Raw genomic sequence first — 16006 nt, forward strand, 5'->3', positions numbered from 1 at the left:
AGAGCGTTCAGAGCCTGTCACCACCCGTTTCGAGGTGGAGCGTCACGCGCGCCATCGCATAGCCGGTTTCTCGATGAACCGAAACGTGAGGCTTGCCAGCACGAGTGTGATCAGCGAGATGGCGACGAAGCCCCACACGAGGCCCAGGAGCGAATTCTGAACCGGCAGATGGAGTCGTTCGGCCATGATCATGACCGGGTAGTGCCAGAGGTACATCGACAATGAGACGGTGCCGGCGTATTTCAGTGGCCGCCAATCGGTTGCTTTGGCCAGTACGGATTCCTCCCCGCGAGCCAGCGGAGCGATGATCAGCAGGATGAGCGACGCTGCTGCGACCGAGAAGAACGTCGGTAGATAGCGTGAACCGAGAACGAACGCAGCGAGACTGGCGAACGTGAAGGCGAACATCGAGGCAGCGAGCGTCCATTGCAATCGGACAGTAGACCATGCCTGTTTCGCCCCGTGGCCGAGGGCGACGTAGACGACGGCAGCGATCATTCCGATGGCGAAATTGTCGGCAAGCGCCAGGAAGCTGCGCGAGAGTACGGCGATCCAATTGGGGCCCCAATAGGCTTCCAGCGGTGTGTATTCGGGGTGTGCGGCCTGCAGAACGCCGACGAGATAGTTGGTGACCACGCCGATCACGATCAGCACGCCCGGCCCGATCAGTGCCAGGCGATACGGCGACATCTTCAGCCGCCCGCGCATCGCGAACGTCGCCAAGCCGACGATCGGGAGCACGAGATAGAAGCCCCACTCGGTGGTGAGCGACCAGGCCGGATTCAGTCCGGTCTGCAGCGTCGACGGGAACAGCGACTGCGTGAGTGTGAACTGCGCGAGCAGGTCGAGAGGATCGGTGATCATTCCGGTGCCCTCGTCACCGTCCGCCCATCCCACGGTCACCGGACTGACGAGGTAGGAGGCCTGGAGTACGAAGTTGCTGATGACGAAGATGAACAAGTAGGCGGGGAAGACGCGTCGAATCCGACTGACGAAGTACTTTCCGGTCGCGGGGGCATTCGACCCGGTGACGAGCTTCTTCACGAACGGCAGGTACAGCAAGAACCCCGACAGCACGAAGAAGAAGGTCAGCGCCTGCCCGAGGAAGTCCAGACGCGTCGCGTCGAGAATTCCCGGCGTGTAGTGCACAGTGACGTGCACGAGAATGACGGAGAGGCAAGCAACTCCACGCGGACCCTCCAAACCTGCCAGCCACATGCGTTTCGGGCCCGCTGCAGTGGTGGGTGCGGCCGTGGCACCGCCGGCGATACCACCGGCGGCTTCGGGCTCGGGGACCTCGGCGATGTCGTCGGGCTTGCGATGTCTAGACATGCTCCACCTTCTGATCCGTCACGGAGGCTCCGTTCTTTTCGGGCACTAACCCGTCGGCTGCCACGAACACCAGCAACACGACGAAAGCCATCGTGACGGGCGCGTGAGTGACGACGGGGAAGTCCAATTGCAGTGCGACGAGGGAGAACCCGACCAAGGCCGCGCCCGTGATGCCGGACTCCCACGCAGGCTTTCGCGCGTTTCGGTGCGCGACGACAAAGCCTGCGGCGAGCACCAACACGAATGCGATCCCGACGAGGATGCCTCCTCGATAGATCGACACCAGGGGAGAGTTGGCCACGTAGTTGGCGTTGTATCCCGCGACCTCGTCGGTGAACTCCGCTATGCCCCAACCCTTGCCGAACAGCCAATGGCCGCTCATGGACGCGGGGAAGTCGCTCAGTGCGGCAGCGCGGTCGGTGGTGCCCTTGTCGTCGGATCCGAACGAGTTCAGGATGCGATCGGCGACGGCGGGTACCGATAGTGCTGCTGCGCCGAGCGCGATGCCGCCGGCGAGAATGCCGAGGCGTGCATCGGTGCGCAGGCGCTGGAACACCAGGTACACCAGCGCAGCGACAACAACCGAGAACAGCGCACTCCGGCTCAACGTCACCAACAGCGCGCTGGCGAGCAGGCCGGAGAAGATCAGCCGCGGCCAACCGCGAAGCAGGGTGATGGCAAGCGCGAGTCCGACGAACGTGAAGATGCCTGCGACGTTCGGGTCGACGTAGGTTCCGGTGAGTCGAACCACCTGCGTCAGACCGTCGGTGTAGAAGCGGAGGTGGGTTCCGATCGTGCCGACTGTGCCGTACCCGATCGCCGACAGGTAGTTCATCCACGACCCCGACTTGTCGAGGAAGAACATGGCGAGGGCGAAGGCGGACCCTCCTCCGACGCCGTAGACGAATACTCGGCCGAACCGCTGAAGATCCGGGCGTGGCAGTCGGAGCAACGGGAAGATGATCGACGTTGCCATGACCCAGCGGATGAACTCGGTGATGTCCGATACTCCGACGGCGGTCGCGATGACCGACACCAACGAGGTTCCCATCAACGCGTAGACGGCGAGCTCGACGGGATCGGTCCGTCCGAGTTCGATGGGGTGGAGCAGGGTGGACATCCACACGAGAATGACGAGCACCAACACGATCGGCAGAGGAAGACCGGGAACGACGGCGAAGGGCGCCGCGCCGAGGACGAACGCGAGTGCGAGGAACGACCACTGCGGCGACGAGACGGCGACGGCCAGGGCACCGAGACCGCCGATGAGCAGAATGCCGACGAGCATCAACGGTGCCTGGCCACTACCGAACGCGATGCCGACGACGAGGGGCAGTACGAGGAGCGTCAGGACCGGAACGACGACGCGGTTCATGCCGGCGCCAGCCATTCTGCGACGGACGTGTGTGGTTTTCTTCTCAGCCATCTCGACGAGTTGGTCTCGAACAGTCTGTCGCCGAGCGTCGTTGCCTTGTCGCGGTCGAGGAGTAGCTCACGGCAGGCGTCGACGATGGCCGTCTTCTCCGGCAGCCCAGCAATCCCCAATACCGACTCGAGCGATCCGACGGCGGCGGGGGTGGCGACGACTGGCAGGCCCCGGCTGGCGGCGTCGAGAATCTTCACCCGAACTCCTCCGCCGGTCATGATGGGCGCGACGAGGGCGCGGCAGGTGTCCAGGAACGCGTCGAGGTCGTCGACGAAGCCGAGATCGCGGACGCCATCCGGAAGCTCGATGGGCTTCGCCGACGGGTCGGGGCTTCCGACGATGCACAGCTCCGCGTCGTCGATTCCGCGGGCGATGTCCGGCCACCAACCGAGCAGGATTTCGAATGCTTCTTGGTTCGGCGGCCACTGGCGGTCTCCGAAGAACACCAGTCGCCTGGTCGATCCCGCGACGTTCACCTGTTTCTTCGGCGGGAGGGTGAGGTCGAGCCAGTGCGCGCGGTCGATTCCGGCGTCGCGATAGAACCCGGCTTCGTCCTCGTCGTAGGTGCCCACGGTGTATGCGGAACGCGCCACACGCAACTCGTCGCGCAGGATTCGATTCGAATCGAGTTTGCCGACGACGCCGCGAGTCGCCTTCCATACGAGCGTCTCCGACACGACGGTGTTGACGGCGAGCGGAACCGTTCCGGCCTTCTCGGAGCGGAGAAACGGTTCGCCGAGGTAGGTGTGATCTGCGACGAAGACGTCCGATTCGGTCTCGTCTATCGCGGAGACGAGGCCGTCCAGGTCGAAGCGGGTGTGCACCAGCGACCGTCGTCCCTTGACGCTGCGGAATGCGAGTTCGGCGAGTTCGACGTCGCGTTTGGCGACGCGTCGGTGGCCGTCCTTCGTGGACTCCGGGGTGTTGGACAGGCAGATGACTCGGACGTCGAAAGATGCTCTGGCCATGTCCATTACGAGCTTGGCCATCGTCAGGTCGCCCGTGGACTCGTGGCTGGGGTCCTTCGCCAACAAGAAGGTTGCTTTCTTCACAGTGACGCCTTCTTCCTGGGGAACTTCCGGTGCCGGCCGACGGGGTCGTACAGGGCATGTCGGTATACGAACACCATGGTGAACTCGCAGTAGACACAGGCCACGGCCGCGCCGTATCCACCGAACTTGTAGGCGAGCAGGAACACCGAAATGACCTTGACGACGGCAATGGCCGCGGTTGCCTGCACCCGAAGCGCGTCGCGGTGCTGCAGCGAGAGGATGACGGTGTAGATGTAGGTGATCGAACGGGCGAATACGAACAGCGCGAGAATCAGGGCGACGTAACCGACGTCGTCGGCGCCTCCCCACACCAGGATACCGACGCCGACCAGTGCCATGACCGTCGACGTCGTCAGCGCCACCCGCAGGATGTGCTTGGCCGGAGGTGCGGAGTCGATGTGCCCGCCGGCCGCTCGGAGGGTGTCGATGAAGGTGTTGGCGTAGTTCTGGCCGATCGATGCGATGGCGAGCGCGGTGACGCTCGCGACCGAGTAGTACCCCGCCACGTCGCTACCCGCGACGGCACCGATGATCAGGACGTCTCCCGACGCGTAGGCGGCCGCCGCGAATGCCTCCGACGACAGCAGCAGGAACTCACGTCGAGGCCCGGGGAACTTGGGCCCCCGGCCCGGAACGAATCGCAACGTGCTGGCCCAGATGACCAGATACGGAAGCAAGTACAAGCTGCTGGAGACGAACAAGCTCGGCGACTGCGCGAGGTAGAGGTACGAACCGCCGAGCCCGATGGCCACCAGTTGGCGGAACGCGTCGAAGCGCATGGTGATGTCCGGTCTGCTCTGACGCAGATAGACGGACTTGAACGTGTTGAACAACAGCTCTCCGGCAGCGACGATCAGCGCGAAACCTGCCACATACCAGTGGAAATAAACGAGGACACCCACGGCGCCGACGAGAGTGCCGAAGAGAACGCGGGCGCACCTCTCGCGCTGGTAGTCCTCCTCCGAGATACGCATCGACCGTATGTAGAAGGCATTGTCGAGTGGTGCGTTGAGCAGTGCTGCTGCTGCGAATCCCATTGCGTAGATGCCGTATTGATCGATCCCGAGAGAGTGGATCATGGCGGCAGTCCACACGAGCCCGAAAACGCGGCCGCCGTAGCTCCAGAAGGAGGCCAGGCCGGCTCGCACGATATTGCTGTCGGGCAGAAGTTTCATGGTCGCTTACAGCTTCGCCCATGCGGAGACGAACGGCTCGACGCACTTGTCGATGGTCCTGGCGCGACGCAGTTCGCGAACCTCGTCCTCGATCTTGTTCTGGGCCGGCTCGTCGCGCAGCACCGAATTGGCCTCGGCAGCAATGGCATCGATGCCGCCGCCTACCCCGATTGCTCCACCCTCGATTGCCATCTCCGCAAGTGACCCGTCGAGAATGCAGATGATGGGCGTGTTGTATGCGTAGGAGCGGGAGACCGCGCTCGATGCGGCGAATGCCTTGCCGTACGGATTGTCCTTCGAGTAGGGCACGACGAGAAACCGGATGGATGCGAAGAACGCATCTTCGTCCTCGTCGTTCACTTCGCCGAGAACACGCACTCCGTCGATGGGATCCAGCGCATCGGTGCCGCGTCCGGCGACGACGATGTCGATGTCGTCGTCCAGTTGTTCGCGAAGCCGACCGATGAGGTCGAACCCCTTGCCCTTGTAGACGTGTCCGAACATGCCGACGGCCAGGGGACGTTCGATCAGCGGAGGTAGCTCGCCGCGTTCGGGGACGAAGATGCGCGACGCAACAGCCGTCGAATCCTTCATCCTGATCTGCACGTTGTCGGCGCCGATCGAGGTGAGCGCGAAGAGTGTGCGTCCCTTGGTGACTCGTCGTTGCAGCCGCGAAGTCAACGGACGCGTCGGATAGTGCACCGCGTGGTGCAGGAGTCGGTAGCGGTAGAGCAGCTTGGTCTTGAACGGCCACCAGACCGGGTACGGCGCGTCGTGAATGGTCGAGGTGACCGGAATCCGCGCCGGCAACCATGAACCCCAGAACGTCGCCTGTGATCCGGCGCTCTGTTCGAAGTGGACCAGGATCGGTCCATTCTTCTCCAGGTCGAGGATGACGCGACGAATTTCGCGGACGGCAGCGATCACTTCCAGCACCGACTCGTTGCCGTCGGTGGTGATGCGGTAGTCGGTGACCGATTTGAAGTGAGGCGCGACGGCCGCGAGGAAGTCGTCGGCGTAGTCGCCTACGCCGCTCCTGCCGGCGGCGGGAGCGATGTAGACGAGATGCGTTGTGCTGAGATCCACGATGTGTTCTCCTGCCCTGTCAGTAGAGCATCGGGCGGAAGATCGGATGGTAGTCGAGCGTCGATACACGCTGTCCCACAACCTTCGCCGGTATGCCTGCCACGATGTCCATGTCCTTCACCGAGTCCCGCAGCAGCGAAGACGCCCCGACGACGGCTCCGGCGCCGATGGTCAGACCCTGCAGCACGGTGGACCGGCTTGCGACCCAGACGTGGTGTTCGATGTGCGTCGGCTCGAGCTTGATGGCGAAGTCGTCACTGTGTACGAGGTGGTGCCCGGTGATGATCTGCACGTCACTGGCCAGTACGACGTCGTCGTCGATGGTCAATCCGCCTCGGCTGTCGAGAACGCAGTCGAATCCGATGGAACAGTTGTTGCCGATGACCAGACGGTTGAGCCCCAGGATCGTGGTGCCCATCATGATCGAGGTGTTGGTCCCGATGGTCGCGCCGAACGTGCGCAGAAACTTCTGTCGTACCCAGTGCGACGGGACATGAGTGATGGCCCAGTTGAAGATGCGCTCACCGAACTGCAGGCGGCGACTGGTGGTGTAGCCGTCGATCATCGAAGTATCTTCCCTTCCAACAGAGCCAAATCGTGTTCGACCATTGCTTCCACCACGTCGTGGAAACGCTTGGTCGGACTCCAGCCCAACTCATGTGCTGCCTTGCTTGCGTCGCCGACCATTTCTGCGGAGTCGGCGGGACGGTGGAGCGATTCGGCGCTGGTGACGAGTCCGTCCCACTCCTCGATGCCCGCGGCGCGGAAGGCGGTGTCGACGAAATCCCGTACCGAATGCGCTTCCCCGGTGGCAACGACGTAGTCGCCGGCAACCTCCTGCTGGGACATGCGGTAGGCGGCGTCGACGTAATCCGGGGCCCATCCCCAGTCGCGCCTGGCGTCGAGATTGCCCAGCTCCAGGGTCTTCTGGTGACCGGCCCTGATGGCAGCAACCCCGGAGGTGATCTTGCGTGTGACGAAACGCTGTGGCCGTAGCGGTGATTCGTGGTTGTAGAAGATCGCGTTGCTCGCGTGTACTCCGCGGGATCGGTATACCTGCACCATGTGATGGCTGAAGGCCTTGGTCGCACCGTATGGCGACGTCGGGCTCACCGGGGTCAGCTCGTTCTGTGGCGAAACCGAAGACCCTGCGAAGATCTCCGCACTGGACGCGTTGACCAGCACGCGCCGACGGCCGGTCTTCTCCTGCAACTCCTGGATGGCGTCGAGAATGGCCACGACCGAGATACCGTTGACCGCAGCTGTTTCCAAAGGTTCGTCCCACGAATACGCAACGGACGATATTCCGGCGAAATGAAACACGAAGTCGGGTTCGAGTTCGTGAACAATACGACTACTTGCTTCGGCGTCGGACAATTCGACCGTCCGCAGTTCCAATCCGTCGATCGCGGCGAGATCGGAATTGAAATGCGAGCCCGGCTGAACTGTTCCCGTCACTCGATACCCGTCGGCGATGAGGCGTCGAGCCAAGTACGTCCCGTCCTGGCCACCTACGCCGGTGATCAGTACCTTTGCTGTCACCGGCCGGCCGCCAGTTTGCTCTGCTCGTCGACGTCAGTGCGGACCATCATCTGCACCAGCTCGGGGAATTCGACCTTTGGCTTCCACCCGAGCACGTCACGTGCCTTCGAGGCATCGCCGATGAGTAGATCGACCTCGGCCGGACGCATGAACGCCGGGTCGATGTAGACGTAGTCACTCCAGTCGGCGATACCGACCTCGGCGAACGCGATATCGAGCAACTCCCGAATCGAATGCGTCTCACCGGTGGAGATGACGTAGTCGTCTGCCTGCTCCTGCTGCAACATCAACCACATCGCCTCGACGTAGTCACCGGCGAAACCCCAGTCACGTTTGGCATCGAGGTTGCCCAACGCGATCTTGTCCTGCAGACCCAACGAGATCCGCGCCACAGCTTGGGAGACCTTGCGGGTGACGAATTCCGGGCCGCGACGCGGAGACTCGTGATTGAACAAGATGCCCGACGAGGCATGCAGGTCGTAGGACTCGCGGTAGTTGATGGTCATGTAATGCCCGTACACCTTGGCCACCCCGTACGGAGAACGCGGCCACAGCAGCGTCGACTCCGACTGCGGTACCTGCTGAACTTTGCCGAACATTTCACTGCTCGACGCCTGATAGAAACGCACTCGTTTCCCGGAGGTGTCCTGGTAGAAACGAAGCGCCTCCAACACGTTGAGGACACCGCCTCCGGTGACATCGGTGGTCAACCGAGCGTTCTCCCACGAATATGCGACGAAGGACACAGCACCGAGGTTGTAGACCTCGTCCGGCTGAGCCGCGGAGAACGCGCGCATCAACGACGACAGGTCCAACAGGTTGCCCGAGAGGATCTCCACGAAGGGATGCGTCTTCTCCAACAATGCACGCTTCGGGTTGTTCTGCCCACGCACCAACCCGTACACCTTGTAGCCCTTGTCATGCAGCAACTCGGACAAGTACAACCCGTCCTGCCCGGTAATACCCGTAATCAACGCGCTTTTCATGTCGCTCTTCTTCCGTCGAGTCCGGTGATGGAATACGGGCCGTCAGCCCCCGGCCGTGTGCCCGTGAGTGTCCGCCGCGCAGGAGTGTCCTAGTCGGATTCGAATTATTGCAGAGTTCCGGTAGTTTGCAGTGCATCGCAAAAATGGTGTGACGAAGGCGAAAAACTTTTATCGGCGGAAGTTCGAGAACTGTTACGAGAAACCGGTGAATGGTCCAAGCCGGCGTCGTCGTGCTGCGAGCGTGTCGGACTTCCACTTACTATTCAATCGTTCGCACACAAGGGGCGGATCGCCGATCGGCCGTGATGGCCGGGTAATCGACAGGAGACCGTGTAGGTGGACATACGTGAATACCTGGGGATTTGGCGGACCAGGTGGGTTTCGATCCTGGCGACGCTGATCGTAGCCGTCGGAGGTGCCGCCCTGGTCAGCGCCGTGACGACGCCGGAGTACAAGGCGTCATCGCAACTCTTCGTGACCACGACCGGTGGTGCATCGGTAGCCGAGGCGTACCAGGGCAACTTGTTCTCCAAGGAACGCGTCACCTCGTACGCATCGCTGGCGGCTGGAAAACAGGTCGCGCAGAGAACAATCGATTCGCTGGGTATCGACATCACTGCCGAGGAACTCATCGGAAAGGTGACGGCGACGCCGCAGCCGGAGTCGGTTCTGCTCGACATCTCGGTGCTCGACCCCGATCCGGAGTTCGCCCGTGATCTCGCGAATACGGTTGCGGCTCAAACAAGTCAGCTCGTATCCGAACTCGAGACGTCGGCGCGCGGCGGCTCACCTGCTGCGTCCGCGACTCTGGTGGAACTCGCCGACACACCGGCATCCCCGGCGACCCCGCAGTGGACTCGCAACCTCATGCTGGGCGCAGTGGCTGGTCTGTTGCTCGGGCTCGTAGTAGCTGTGCTGCGCGACCGCCTCGACGTCTCGGTCAAGACTCCGCACAGTCTGACCGAACGTGCAGACGCGCCGGTGGTCGGCGTGATCCCGCGCGAGAAGATCCCCAAGGACACCCGTCCGGTTCTCTTCGGTACCGATCGTCCGGTCGCGTCGGAGGCGTTCCGAGAGCTTCGGACCAATCTCTCGTTCGTCGGCGCCACCAAGGAAGCTCGTGTTCTGGTGTTCACGAGCCCGCGAGCTGGCGCCGGGACAACCAGCGCGGTTGCGGCCCTCGGCGTCGCACTGGGCGAAGTGGGCCACAGTGTGATTCTCGTCGATGCAGATCTTCGAGCCCCATCGTTGGCGACGTTCTTCGGTGCGTCCAGCGACTCGGGAACATCGACGGTCCTGGCGGGCCAGACTCCGCTCGACGAGGCAGTGCAGCCCACGTCCCATCTCGGCCTGTCGATCCTGGCCGCCGGGCCGTTGCCGCCCAACCCGAGTGAATTGCTCAGCATGGTGATTCTCACGGATCTCGTGAAAGAGCTTCGTGCGACGTACGATTTCGTGTTGATCGACGCGTCACCGGTGTTGCAGTACACCGATGCAGCCTTGCTGGCCAAGTCTGCCGACGGTGCGGTGCTGCTCGCGCGGTACGGCAGTACCGGGCGTACCGATGTGACCGAGGCGGCCGACAAGCTGCGTCTGGTCGGAGCGAATGTAGTGGGAACAGTGTTGTCAGCAGCGAGGACGAAGAGCGGTTCGTGACGAAATTCAGGGGCATCCGCCGCATAGGTTCTGTGGTGCTGGCGGTTGCGTTGCTCGCGTCGTGCGCACCGGATACGCCGACGGCGCGTAATGCCGTTACTGCGACGACCAATCCGGTCGCGAGACCCGACCGGTCGGTAGCGCCGACAGCACCTGCACAACTGGGCGGCTCGGAGCCCGGATCGCTTCTGTCGGCGGAGAGGTTCACCACCGTCGTTCCGCGTATTTCCGAGACCGGCGCCCAGGTGTCGCGGATCAGGTACGTGTCCACCGCCTCCGACGGGGTGAGCCGAACCGAGGTCACCGGAACGGTGTTCGTGCCCAACGGGATTGCTCCCGAGGGCGGTTGGCGCGTGGTGTCGTACGGTCACGGCAACACCGGCATCAACTTCGACTGCGGTCCGTCGATGTACGACGATCTGCTCAATCAGTGGTTGCCCATCACCGCGTTGCTGCTCAACGGCTACATGGTGGTCATGTCGGACTACGAGGGCCTCGGGAGCGGCGGCAACACCATCGAGCATCCGTTCCTCGACGCAGACACTCTGGGCTACAACGTGATCGATGCGGTCCGTGCTGCGCGACACCTGACTCCTGACGCCGGTTCACAGTGGGCTGCGTTCGGCGGGTCGCTCGGCGGACTCGCGACGTGGGCGGCACATGACGTCGAGCCTCGGTACGGCCAGGGGCTGGATCTCGTCGGTGCTGCTGCGTGGGTTCCTGTTGCCGACGTGTCGGATCTGCCGGCCAAGGCTGCGGCCGGCTTGCTCACCCGCGATCAAGTTCACCTGTATTTTCTTGCCATCATGGGCCTGAAGGCGACCACTGCGCCCGACTTGAATCTCGACGACTACATGCGCGGAAGTATCGCTGCCAACAAGGATCTGCTCGTCCTCTGCAACGGGCCGCGGGTGCCCGAAGCGATCGACGTTCTGGCCAACGCGGACAAGGCCGATCTGGTGCCGGCGTCCCCGGCCGCGCAGGCGTTGATGGAGTCGTTGCTGAAGCAGCGCTCGTTGGACGCACATACAGCGGGTGCACCCCTGCTGGTGATGTACGCCGACCAGGACGAACTGGTGGACCAGGCGTGGACGAAGCGCGTGCTGTCCGAAGCATGTGCCAGCGGAGGCTCCATCGAGTGGGAACTGCGTATCGGCGAAGGACACGGGACCATCGATGCCTCGCGGGCATTCTCGTGGATCGGTGCACGATTCGACGGCCAGGAAGCTGTCGGCCAATGTCCTTCCGTATGACGTTCGCCGGTTCGTGGCGGTTGTGCGCTCTAGCGCTCGCACTGGCCATCACCGTGTCGGCATGCAGTTCGGGCGAGAGCGAGACACCGTCGTCCGGTCCGCAGTACACGGGCACCGCCCCTGGCTCCTTGGTCGATTCCTCCAACTTCACCACCGCTGACATGCGCATCGGCAAGCTCGGTGGAACGTCGCACAAGATCACGTATCGATCCACGTCCGGTGTCGACGGATCATCCACCGAGGTAACCGGTTCGGTGTTCGTCCCGCCCGGGCTCGCGCCGGAGGGCGGATGGGACGTGGTCGCCTACGGCCACGGAACGACCGGGGTTCTCGAGGACTGCGCGCCGTCGATGTATCCGCATCTGATCGGCAACGCGGGCCCGGTTGCTGCGTTGGTGAACAACGGCTACGTCGTGGTCATGCCGGATTACCAAGGCCTGGGAAGCGACGGCCCCCACCCGTATCTCGAGCCGCGGACCGTCGGATTCAACATGATCGACGCTGTCCGAGCGGCCCGGGAACTCGTTCCCGAGGCCAGTTCGCGGTGGGCCGCGTTCGGAGGCTCGCAAGGCGGGCAGGCGTCGTGGGCGGCCAACGAGCTCGACGGAAGTTACGGCGACGGACTCGATCTCGTCGGCGTGGTGGCGCTTGCTCCAGCCGCGGACATGTCAGGACTGGCAGCCGACGCCGCTGCCCGAACGCTGACCCCAGACCAACTACCGTTAATGCAGTTCGCCGTCAACAGCCTGTCCCACGTCTTTCCCGAGGTCGCACTCACCGATTACCTGCACGGGCAGGTTCTCGACAACAATGACGCGTTGCTGCAGTGCGCGGGCGCCGCGTTGGAGGAACGAAATCGATTGGCCGTAGCCATCGTTGCGGACGACGTGGCACCGTCTTCGCCGGAATCGACGCAGGTGCTCACCGACCGGTTGAAGCAATGGTCGATGCCGCTCGCCGCGGGTGGCCCAGGAACCGAAGGTGGTCCGGGCAGGGCCGCCGCGCCGATGTTGGTGGTGCAGGGCGACAACGACACTTTGGTGCGATGGCCGTGGACGCTCGACGCCGTTCGACGAGGATGCGAGCTCGGCGACGTGATCGAGTGGCAGCTCCGAACCGGTGAAGGACACGGTGACCTGGACACGGTGTCGGCGTTCGCATGGATGGCAGATCGTTTTGCAGCAGTGCCGCCGATAAACAGCTGCCCAGCGCTCCTGGACCCGCCCGCAGAGAACGCCGATGTCGAAGAGCAGAACGCAGAATGAGAAAGAGCCTGAGGTGGTGTGATGCGGTTGCCGGTTCGCAGTAGAGCTGGGGCGTGGGTTGCAGCGCTTGGAGTATCCGTAGCGCTCGTCGTCGGATGTTCTTCGCCGACACCGACTGCCGTGCGCGAGCCGGAATCCATTCCCACGGCCGATCTCGACGACACCGGCCCAGGCTCCCTCGTCGAGGCGAAAACGATCCCGAGTTTCGACCGTTCGGTTGCCGCTACGGGAGCCACCACCGCCAAGGTTCTCTATCGGTCCACCTCGGGAATCGACGGATCGCCGACGGTTGTGTCGGGCACACTGTTCGTCCCGCCTGGTGGACCACCTGCAGGCGGGTGGCCGATCATTGCATTCGCACACGGAACCAGTGGGATCCGGCAGGAGTGTGCTCCGTCGGCGTCGTCCGATCTACTGGGTTCCTCGGCGTTGGTGAAAAGCTACCTGGATCTTGGTTTCGCGGTGGCCGCAGCCGACTACCAGGGGCTCGGTACCGACGGCAATCACCCGTACCTCGACAATCGCACGGCAGGACTGAACGTCATCGATTCGGTTCGGGCGCTACGCAAACTGTCGTCGTCGGTTTCCGATCGATGGGCCGCGTTCGGTGGTTCACAGGGCGGTGGCGCGACGTGGGCGGCGAACGAGCAGTCGGCCACCTACGCACCCGAGCTGGATCTGGTGGGAACCGTCAGCCTCGTGCCGGCTGCCGACATGTCGGGAATGGCTGCGAAGGCTGCTGCTGGCACGCTCACCGGCGATCAGGCCGCGGCCTACATCTGGATGCTGATGGGCCTGGAGAAGTCCTACCCGGACTTCGACGTCGATCAGTATGCGTCGGGCGCGATTCGCGAGAACTGGGACGTTCTGGGGGCTTGTTCGGGGCCGGAAGGCGAGGAGCGCGGAAAGGTTTTGAGCCAGTTCGACCCGAGCGACCTCGAGCCTGCCTCCGCTGAGGCCGAGGCGAAGGTGACGTCGTTGCTCGCGCTGTCGCGGCTACCTGCCGGTCCTGCGTCGGCGCCGATGATCGTGGTCTACGGCGGCCAGGACGAATTCATCGACACTCAGTGGACCGAGAACGCCATCGCGGATGGTTGCGCCAAGGGTGACGTCATCGAGGCGATCTTCCAACCCGACAAGGGGCACGGCGATGTCGACGGGAGCGCGACCGTGCAGTGGCTGGGCGAACGATTCGGGGATGTACCGCCGCCCAGCACCTGCTGAAACGTCAGTAGAACAGCGGACGGAAGATCGGGTGGTAGTCGAGCGTCGAGCGCCTGGTGCCAACGGGCTTGGCGGGAACACCGGCCACGATCTCCATGTCCGCGACGTCCTTTCGGACCAACGAACACGCTCCGACGACTGATCCGACGCCGAGTTCGACTCCGGCCAGAATGGTCGAGCGGCTGGCGACCCAGGCGTGATGCTTGATGTGGATCGGCGACAGGAAGCGGCCGAAGTCGTCGGAGTTGACCAGGTGATGGCCTGCCACGATGTGTACGTCGCTGGCCAGTACGACGTCGTCGTCGATGGTCAGTTCTCCGCGGGCATCGAGTAGGCACCGGAAACCGATGGAGCAGTTGTTGCCCACGGTGAGCTGCTGGATGCCATGGACGCGGGTGCCCATCATGATCGAGGTGTTCTTGCCGATCTTCATTCCGAAGAACCTGAGCCAGTTCTGTCGGATCCAGTGCGACGGAACGTGCGTGACAACGTAATTGAACAAACGTTCACCAATTTGTTCGCGAGCGTTGGTCGGGATTTGATCCGTCGTACGCTTTTCGCGTTCGGGGGTCGCCTGCTCGGATATGGGCTCGGTACTCATGCGACATTCCTGTTCGGTCATCGTGCACTTCGAGCGCTCATCATATCCGAGACGCAGCGATACGGATGGCTCAGCGAGACGGTCTCGAAGAAGCAGAACTCAACTATTGAATGCAAAATAATCCAAACCGACCGGCATGAGTTTTCAGGAAATACGCATTTAACAAATAGATCGACGAACGGTATGCAGGCAAAACGCCGCGAAGATTGTTTTGACGCGCTTATACCAACCAGAATCATGTCTACTGCAGTATTCGAATGTCGAATGCGCCACAAGCGGTGTCGAAATCCCTTCGGCGGGTAATAATAAATTCTGCGGCGGGTTTTTCCGAAGGAGCACGAATTTGGTCCCCAAGAAGCTCAAGGTTCTCCACGTCTCCGAGGCATTCGGAGGCGGGGTCCGTAGTGCAATTATTCACTACATCACCGGGACCGATCAGTACGAGCACAGTCTGTTCGCCCGCGTCCGCGTCGGGCACGAAACGCTCGACGTGCCCGAGGGTGTCGAGGTCCACCAGGTCGATTCGGGTTTGAAGGCTTTCTTCCTCGAGGCCAGGCGGGTCGTGCGCGAGGGTGACTACGACATAGTTCATCTGCACTCCAGTTACGCGGGTGCGCTTCGTGCGATCCTGCCGCGAGGGACGCGAATCGTGTATTCGCCGCACTGCTACGTCATGGAGGCGGGCCACGGCGCGGTGAAGAACGGTGTGTACTTCACCGTCGAGAAGGTGCTTGCCCAGCGCCGGCAGATGCTCGTCGCGGTGTCGCCGCACGAGGAGCAGATCGGTCACGGTCTGCGAGACGACATGCCGTCGGCCGTGGTCGAGAACATCGTCATGCCTGCGAAAGTACGAGTCGGGTCCTCGAATTCCGACAGCAATGCTCACCGCGCCGACGACAAGCCCGTCATATCGATGATCGGCCGGATCATGGCGCAGAAGGATCCCGAGTTCTTCGCGCACGTGTGCTCCGAGCTCGGAACCTCGCGCTATCGGTACCGGTGGATCGGGGAAGGGGATGCGGACAGTCGCGCCCTGCTGGAGCGGGCGGGTGTCGAGATCACCGGGTGGATTCCGCCGAATCGGGTTCGTGAACTGCTCCGCTCGTCGGATCTCTACCTCCACACTGCGGCATGGGAGGGCGGTCCACTGGCGACGTTGGAAGCCGCCGATGTCGGCTGCCCGGTCTTGGCTCGGTCCATTCCCAGCATGGAATCGCTCGGTTATGCCCTCGCCGGAACCCAGCCGCACGATGCCGCACAGGCGGTGGACCAGTTCTTCGCCGATCCCGAGTACCGAGAATCCGTGAGGCTCGCAACCAAAGCGATCGCTCAGGCCGGAACACTCGACCGTATGTCACGAAATCTGGTCGACGCCTACGACGAAGCCATGCGCGTTCTGTAGCCGGGT

14 protein-coding genes are annotated in these 16006 nt (G+C 62.8%); 5 read left to right on the top strand and 9 right to left on the bottom strand.

Going from position 1 to position 16006, the window contains the following annotated elements; translation table 11 throughout:
• Positions 1-42 precede the first annotated feature (42 nt).
• From D8W71_RS06745 to D8W71_RS06780, 8 genes are read right to left on the bottom strand one after another with little or no spacing between them, the layout of a single operon-like run.
• Complete coding sequence (locus tag D8W71_RS06745; RefSeq protein WP_121112069.1) at positions 43-1332, bottom strand: acyltransferase family protein; 1290 nt, start codon at positions 1330-1332, stop codon at positions 43-45.
• On the bottom strand, positions 1325-2758 hold the full coding sequence (locus D8W71_RS06750) for an O-antigen ligase domain-containing protein (protein WP_161965410.1): 1434 nt from the start codon (positions 2756-2758) through the stop codon (positions 1325-1327). The genes D8W71_RS06745 and D8W71_RS06750 overlap by 8 nt, the downstream gene beginning before the upstream one ends.
• The gene (locus D8W71_RS06755; RefSeq protein WP_121112073.1) at positions 2704-3810 is read right to left on the bottom strand and encodes a glycosyltransferase; all 1107 of its coding nucleotides are present in this window, start codon (positions 3808-3810) and stop codon (positions 2704-2706) included. The genes D8W71_RS06750 and D8W71_RS06755 overlap by 55 nt, the downstream gene beginning before the upstream one ends.
• Positions 3807-4985 (bottom strand): lipopolysaccharide biosynthesis protein, encoded by a 1179-nt coding sequence (locus D8W71_RS06760; protein ID WP_121112076.1) that lies wholly within the window; start codon positions 4983-4985, stop codon positions 3807-3809. Before D8W71_RS06760 ends, D8W71_RS06755 begins: the two co-directional genes overlap by 4 nt.
• A gap of 6 nt (positions 4986-4991) precedes the next feature.
• Positions 4992-6071, bottom strand: coding sequence for a glycosyltransferase family 1 protein (locus D8W71_RS06765; RefSeq protein ID WP_121112078.1), 1080 nt, complete (start codon positions 6069-6071; stop codon positions 4992-4994).
• 19 nt (positions 6072-6090) lie between these two features.
• Positions 6091-6636 carry an acyltransferase gene (locus D8W71_RS06770; RefSeq protein ID WP_121112080.1) on the bottom strand — a complete coding sequence of 182 codons (546 nt, stop codon included), beginning with the start codon at positions 6634-6636 and terminating at the stop codon, positions 6091-6093.
• Positions 6633-7613: a GDP-mannose 4,6-dehydratase gene (locus D8W71_RS06775; RefSeq protein WP_121112082.1), complete on the bottom strand. Its 981-nt coding sequence runs from the start codon at positions 7611-7613 to the stop codon at positions 6633-6635. Before D8W71_RS06775 ends, D8W71_RS06770 begins: the two co-directional genes overlap by 4 nt.
• Positions 7610-8599 (bottom strand): GDP-mannose 4,6-dehydratase, encoded by a 990-nt coding sequence (locus D8W71_RS06780; protein ID WP_121112085.1) that lies wholly within the window; start codon positions 8597-8599, stop codon positions 7610-7612. The genes D8W71_RS06775 and D8W71_RS06780 overlap by 4 nt, the downstream gene beginning before the upstream one ends.
• 336 nt (positions 8600-8935) lie before the next feature.
• On the opposite strand from D8W71_RS06780, the gene D8W71_RS06785 reads away from it, so the two are divergent.
• Genes D8W71_RS06785 through D8W71_RS06800 form a run of 4 tightly spaced genes read left to right on the top strand, consistent with a single transcriptional unit; the run spans position 8936 to position 13997 of the window.
• Positions 8936-10255, top strand: a complete 1320-nt coding sequence (locus D8W71_RS06785) for a polysaccharide biosynthesis tyrosine autokinase (protein WP_121112087.1) — start codon at positions 8936-8938, stop codon at positions 10253-10255.
• Positions 10252-11508, top strand: a complete 1257-nt coding sequence (locus D8W71_RS06790) for a lipase family protein (RefSeq protein ID WP_153275324.1) — start codon at positions 10252-10254, stop codon at positions 11506-11508. Before D8W71_RS06785 ends, D8W71_RS06790 begins: the two co-directional genes overlap by 4 nt.
• Complete coding sequence (locus D8W71_RS06795; protein ID WP_161965411.1) at positions 11505-12773, top strand: lipase family protein; 1269 nt, start codon at positions 11505-11507, stop codon at positions 12771-12773. The genes D8W71_RS06790 and D8W71_RS06795 overlap by 4 nt, the downstream gene beginning before the upstream one ends.
• 21 nt (positions 12774-12794) lie before the next feature.
• A complete protein-coding gene (locus D8W71_RS06800) occupies positions 12795-13997 on the top strand; it encodes a lipase family protein (protein ID WP_121112093.1) in 1203 nt (400 codons plus the stop codon).
• 4 nt (positions 13998-14001) lie between these two features.
• Here the strand turns inward: D8W71_RS06800 and D8W71_RS06805 are convergent, their stop codons facing one another.
• On the bottom strand, positions 14002-14598 hold the full coding sequence (locus D8W71_RS06805; protein WP_236077752.1) for an acyltransferase: 597 nt from the start codon (positions 14596-14598) through the stop codon (positions 14002-14004).
• 343 nt (positions 14599-14941) lie between these two features.
• Here D8W71_RS06805 and D8W71_RS06810 point away from each other — a divergent pair, with 343 nt between their 5' ends.
• Positions 14942-16000, top strand: a complete 1059-nt coding sequence (locus tag D8W71_RS06810; RefSeq protein ID WP_153275326.1) for a glycosyltransferase — start codon at positions 14942-14944, stop codon at positions 15998-16000.
• Positions 16001-16006 lie beyond the last annotated feature (6 nt).

This window comes from Rhodococcus sp. P1Y, assembly GCF_003641205.1.
In the GTDB taxonomy this organism is placed as follows: Bacteria; Actinomycetota; Actinomycetes; order Mycobacteriales; family Mycobacteriaceae; genus Rhodococcoides.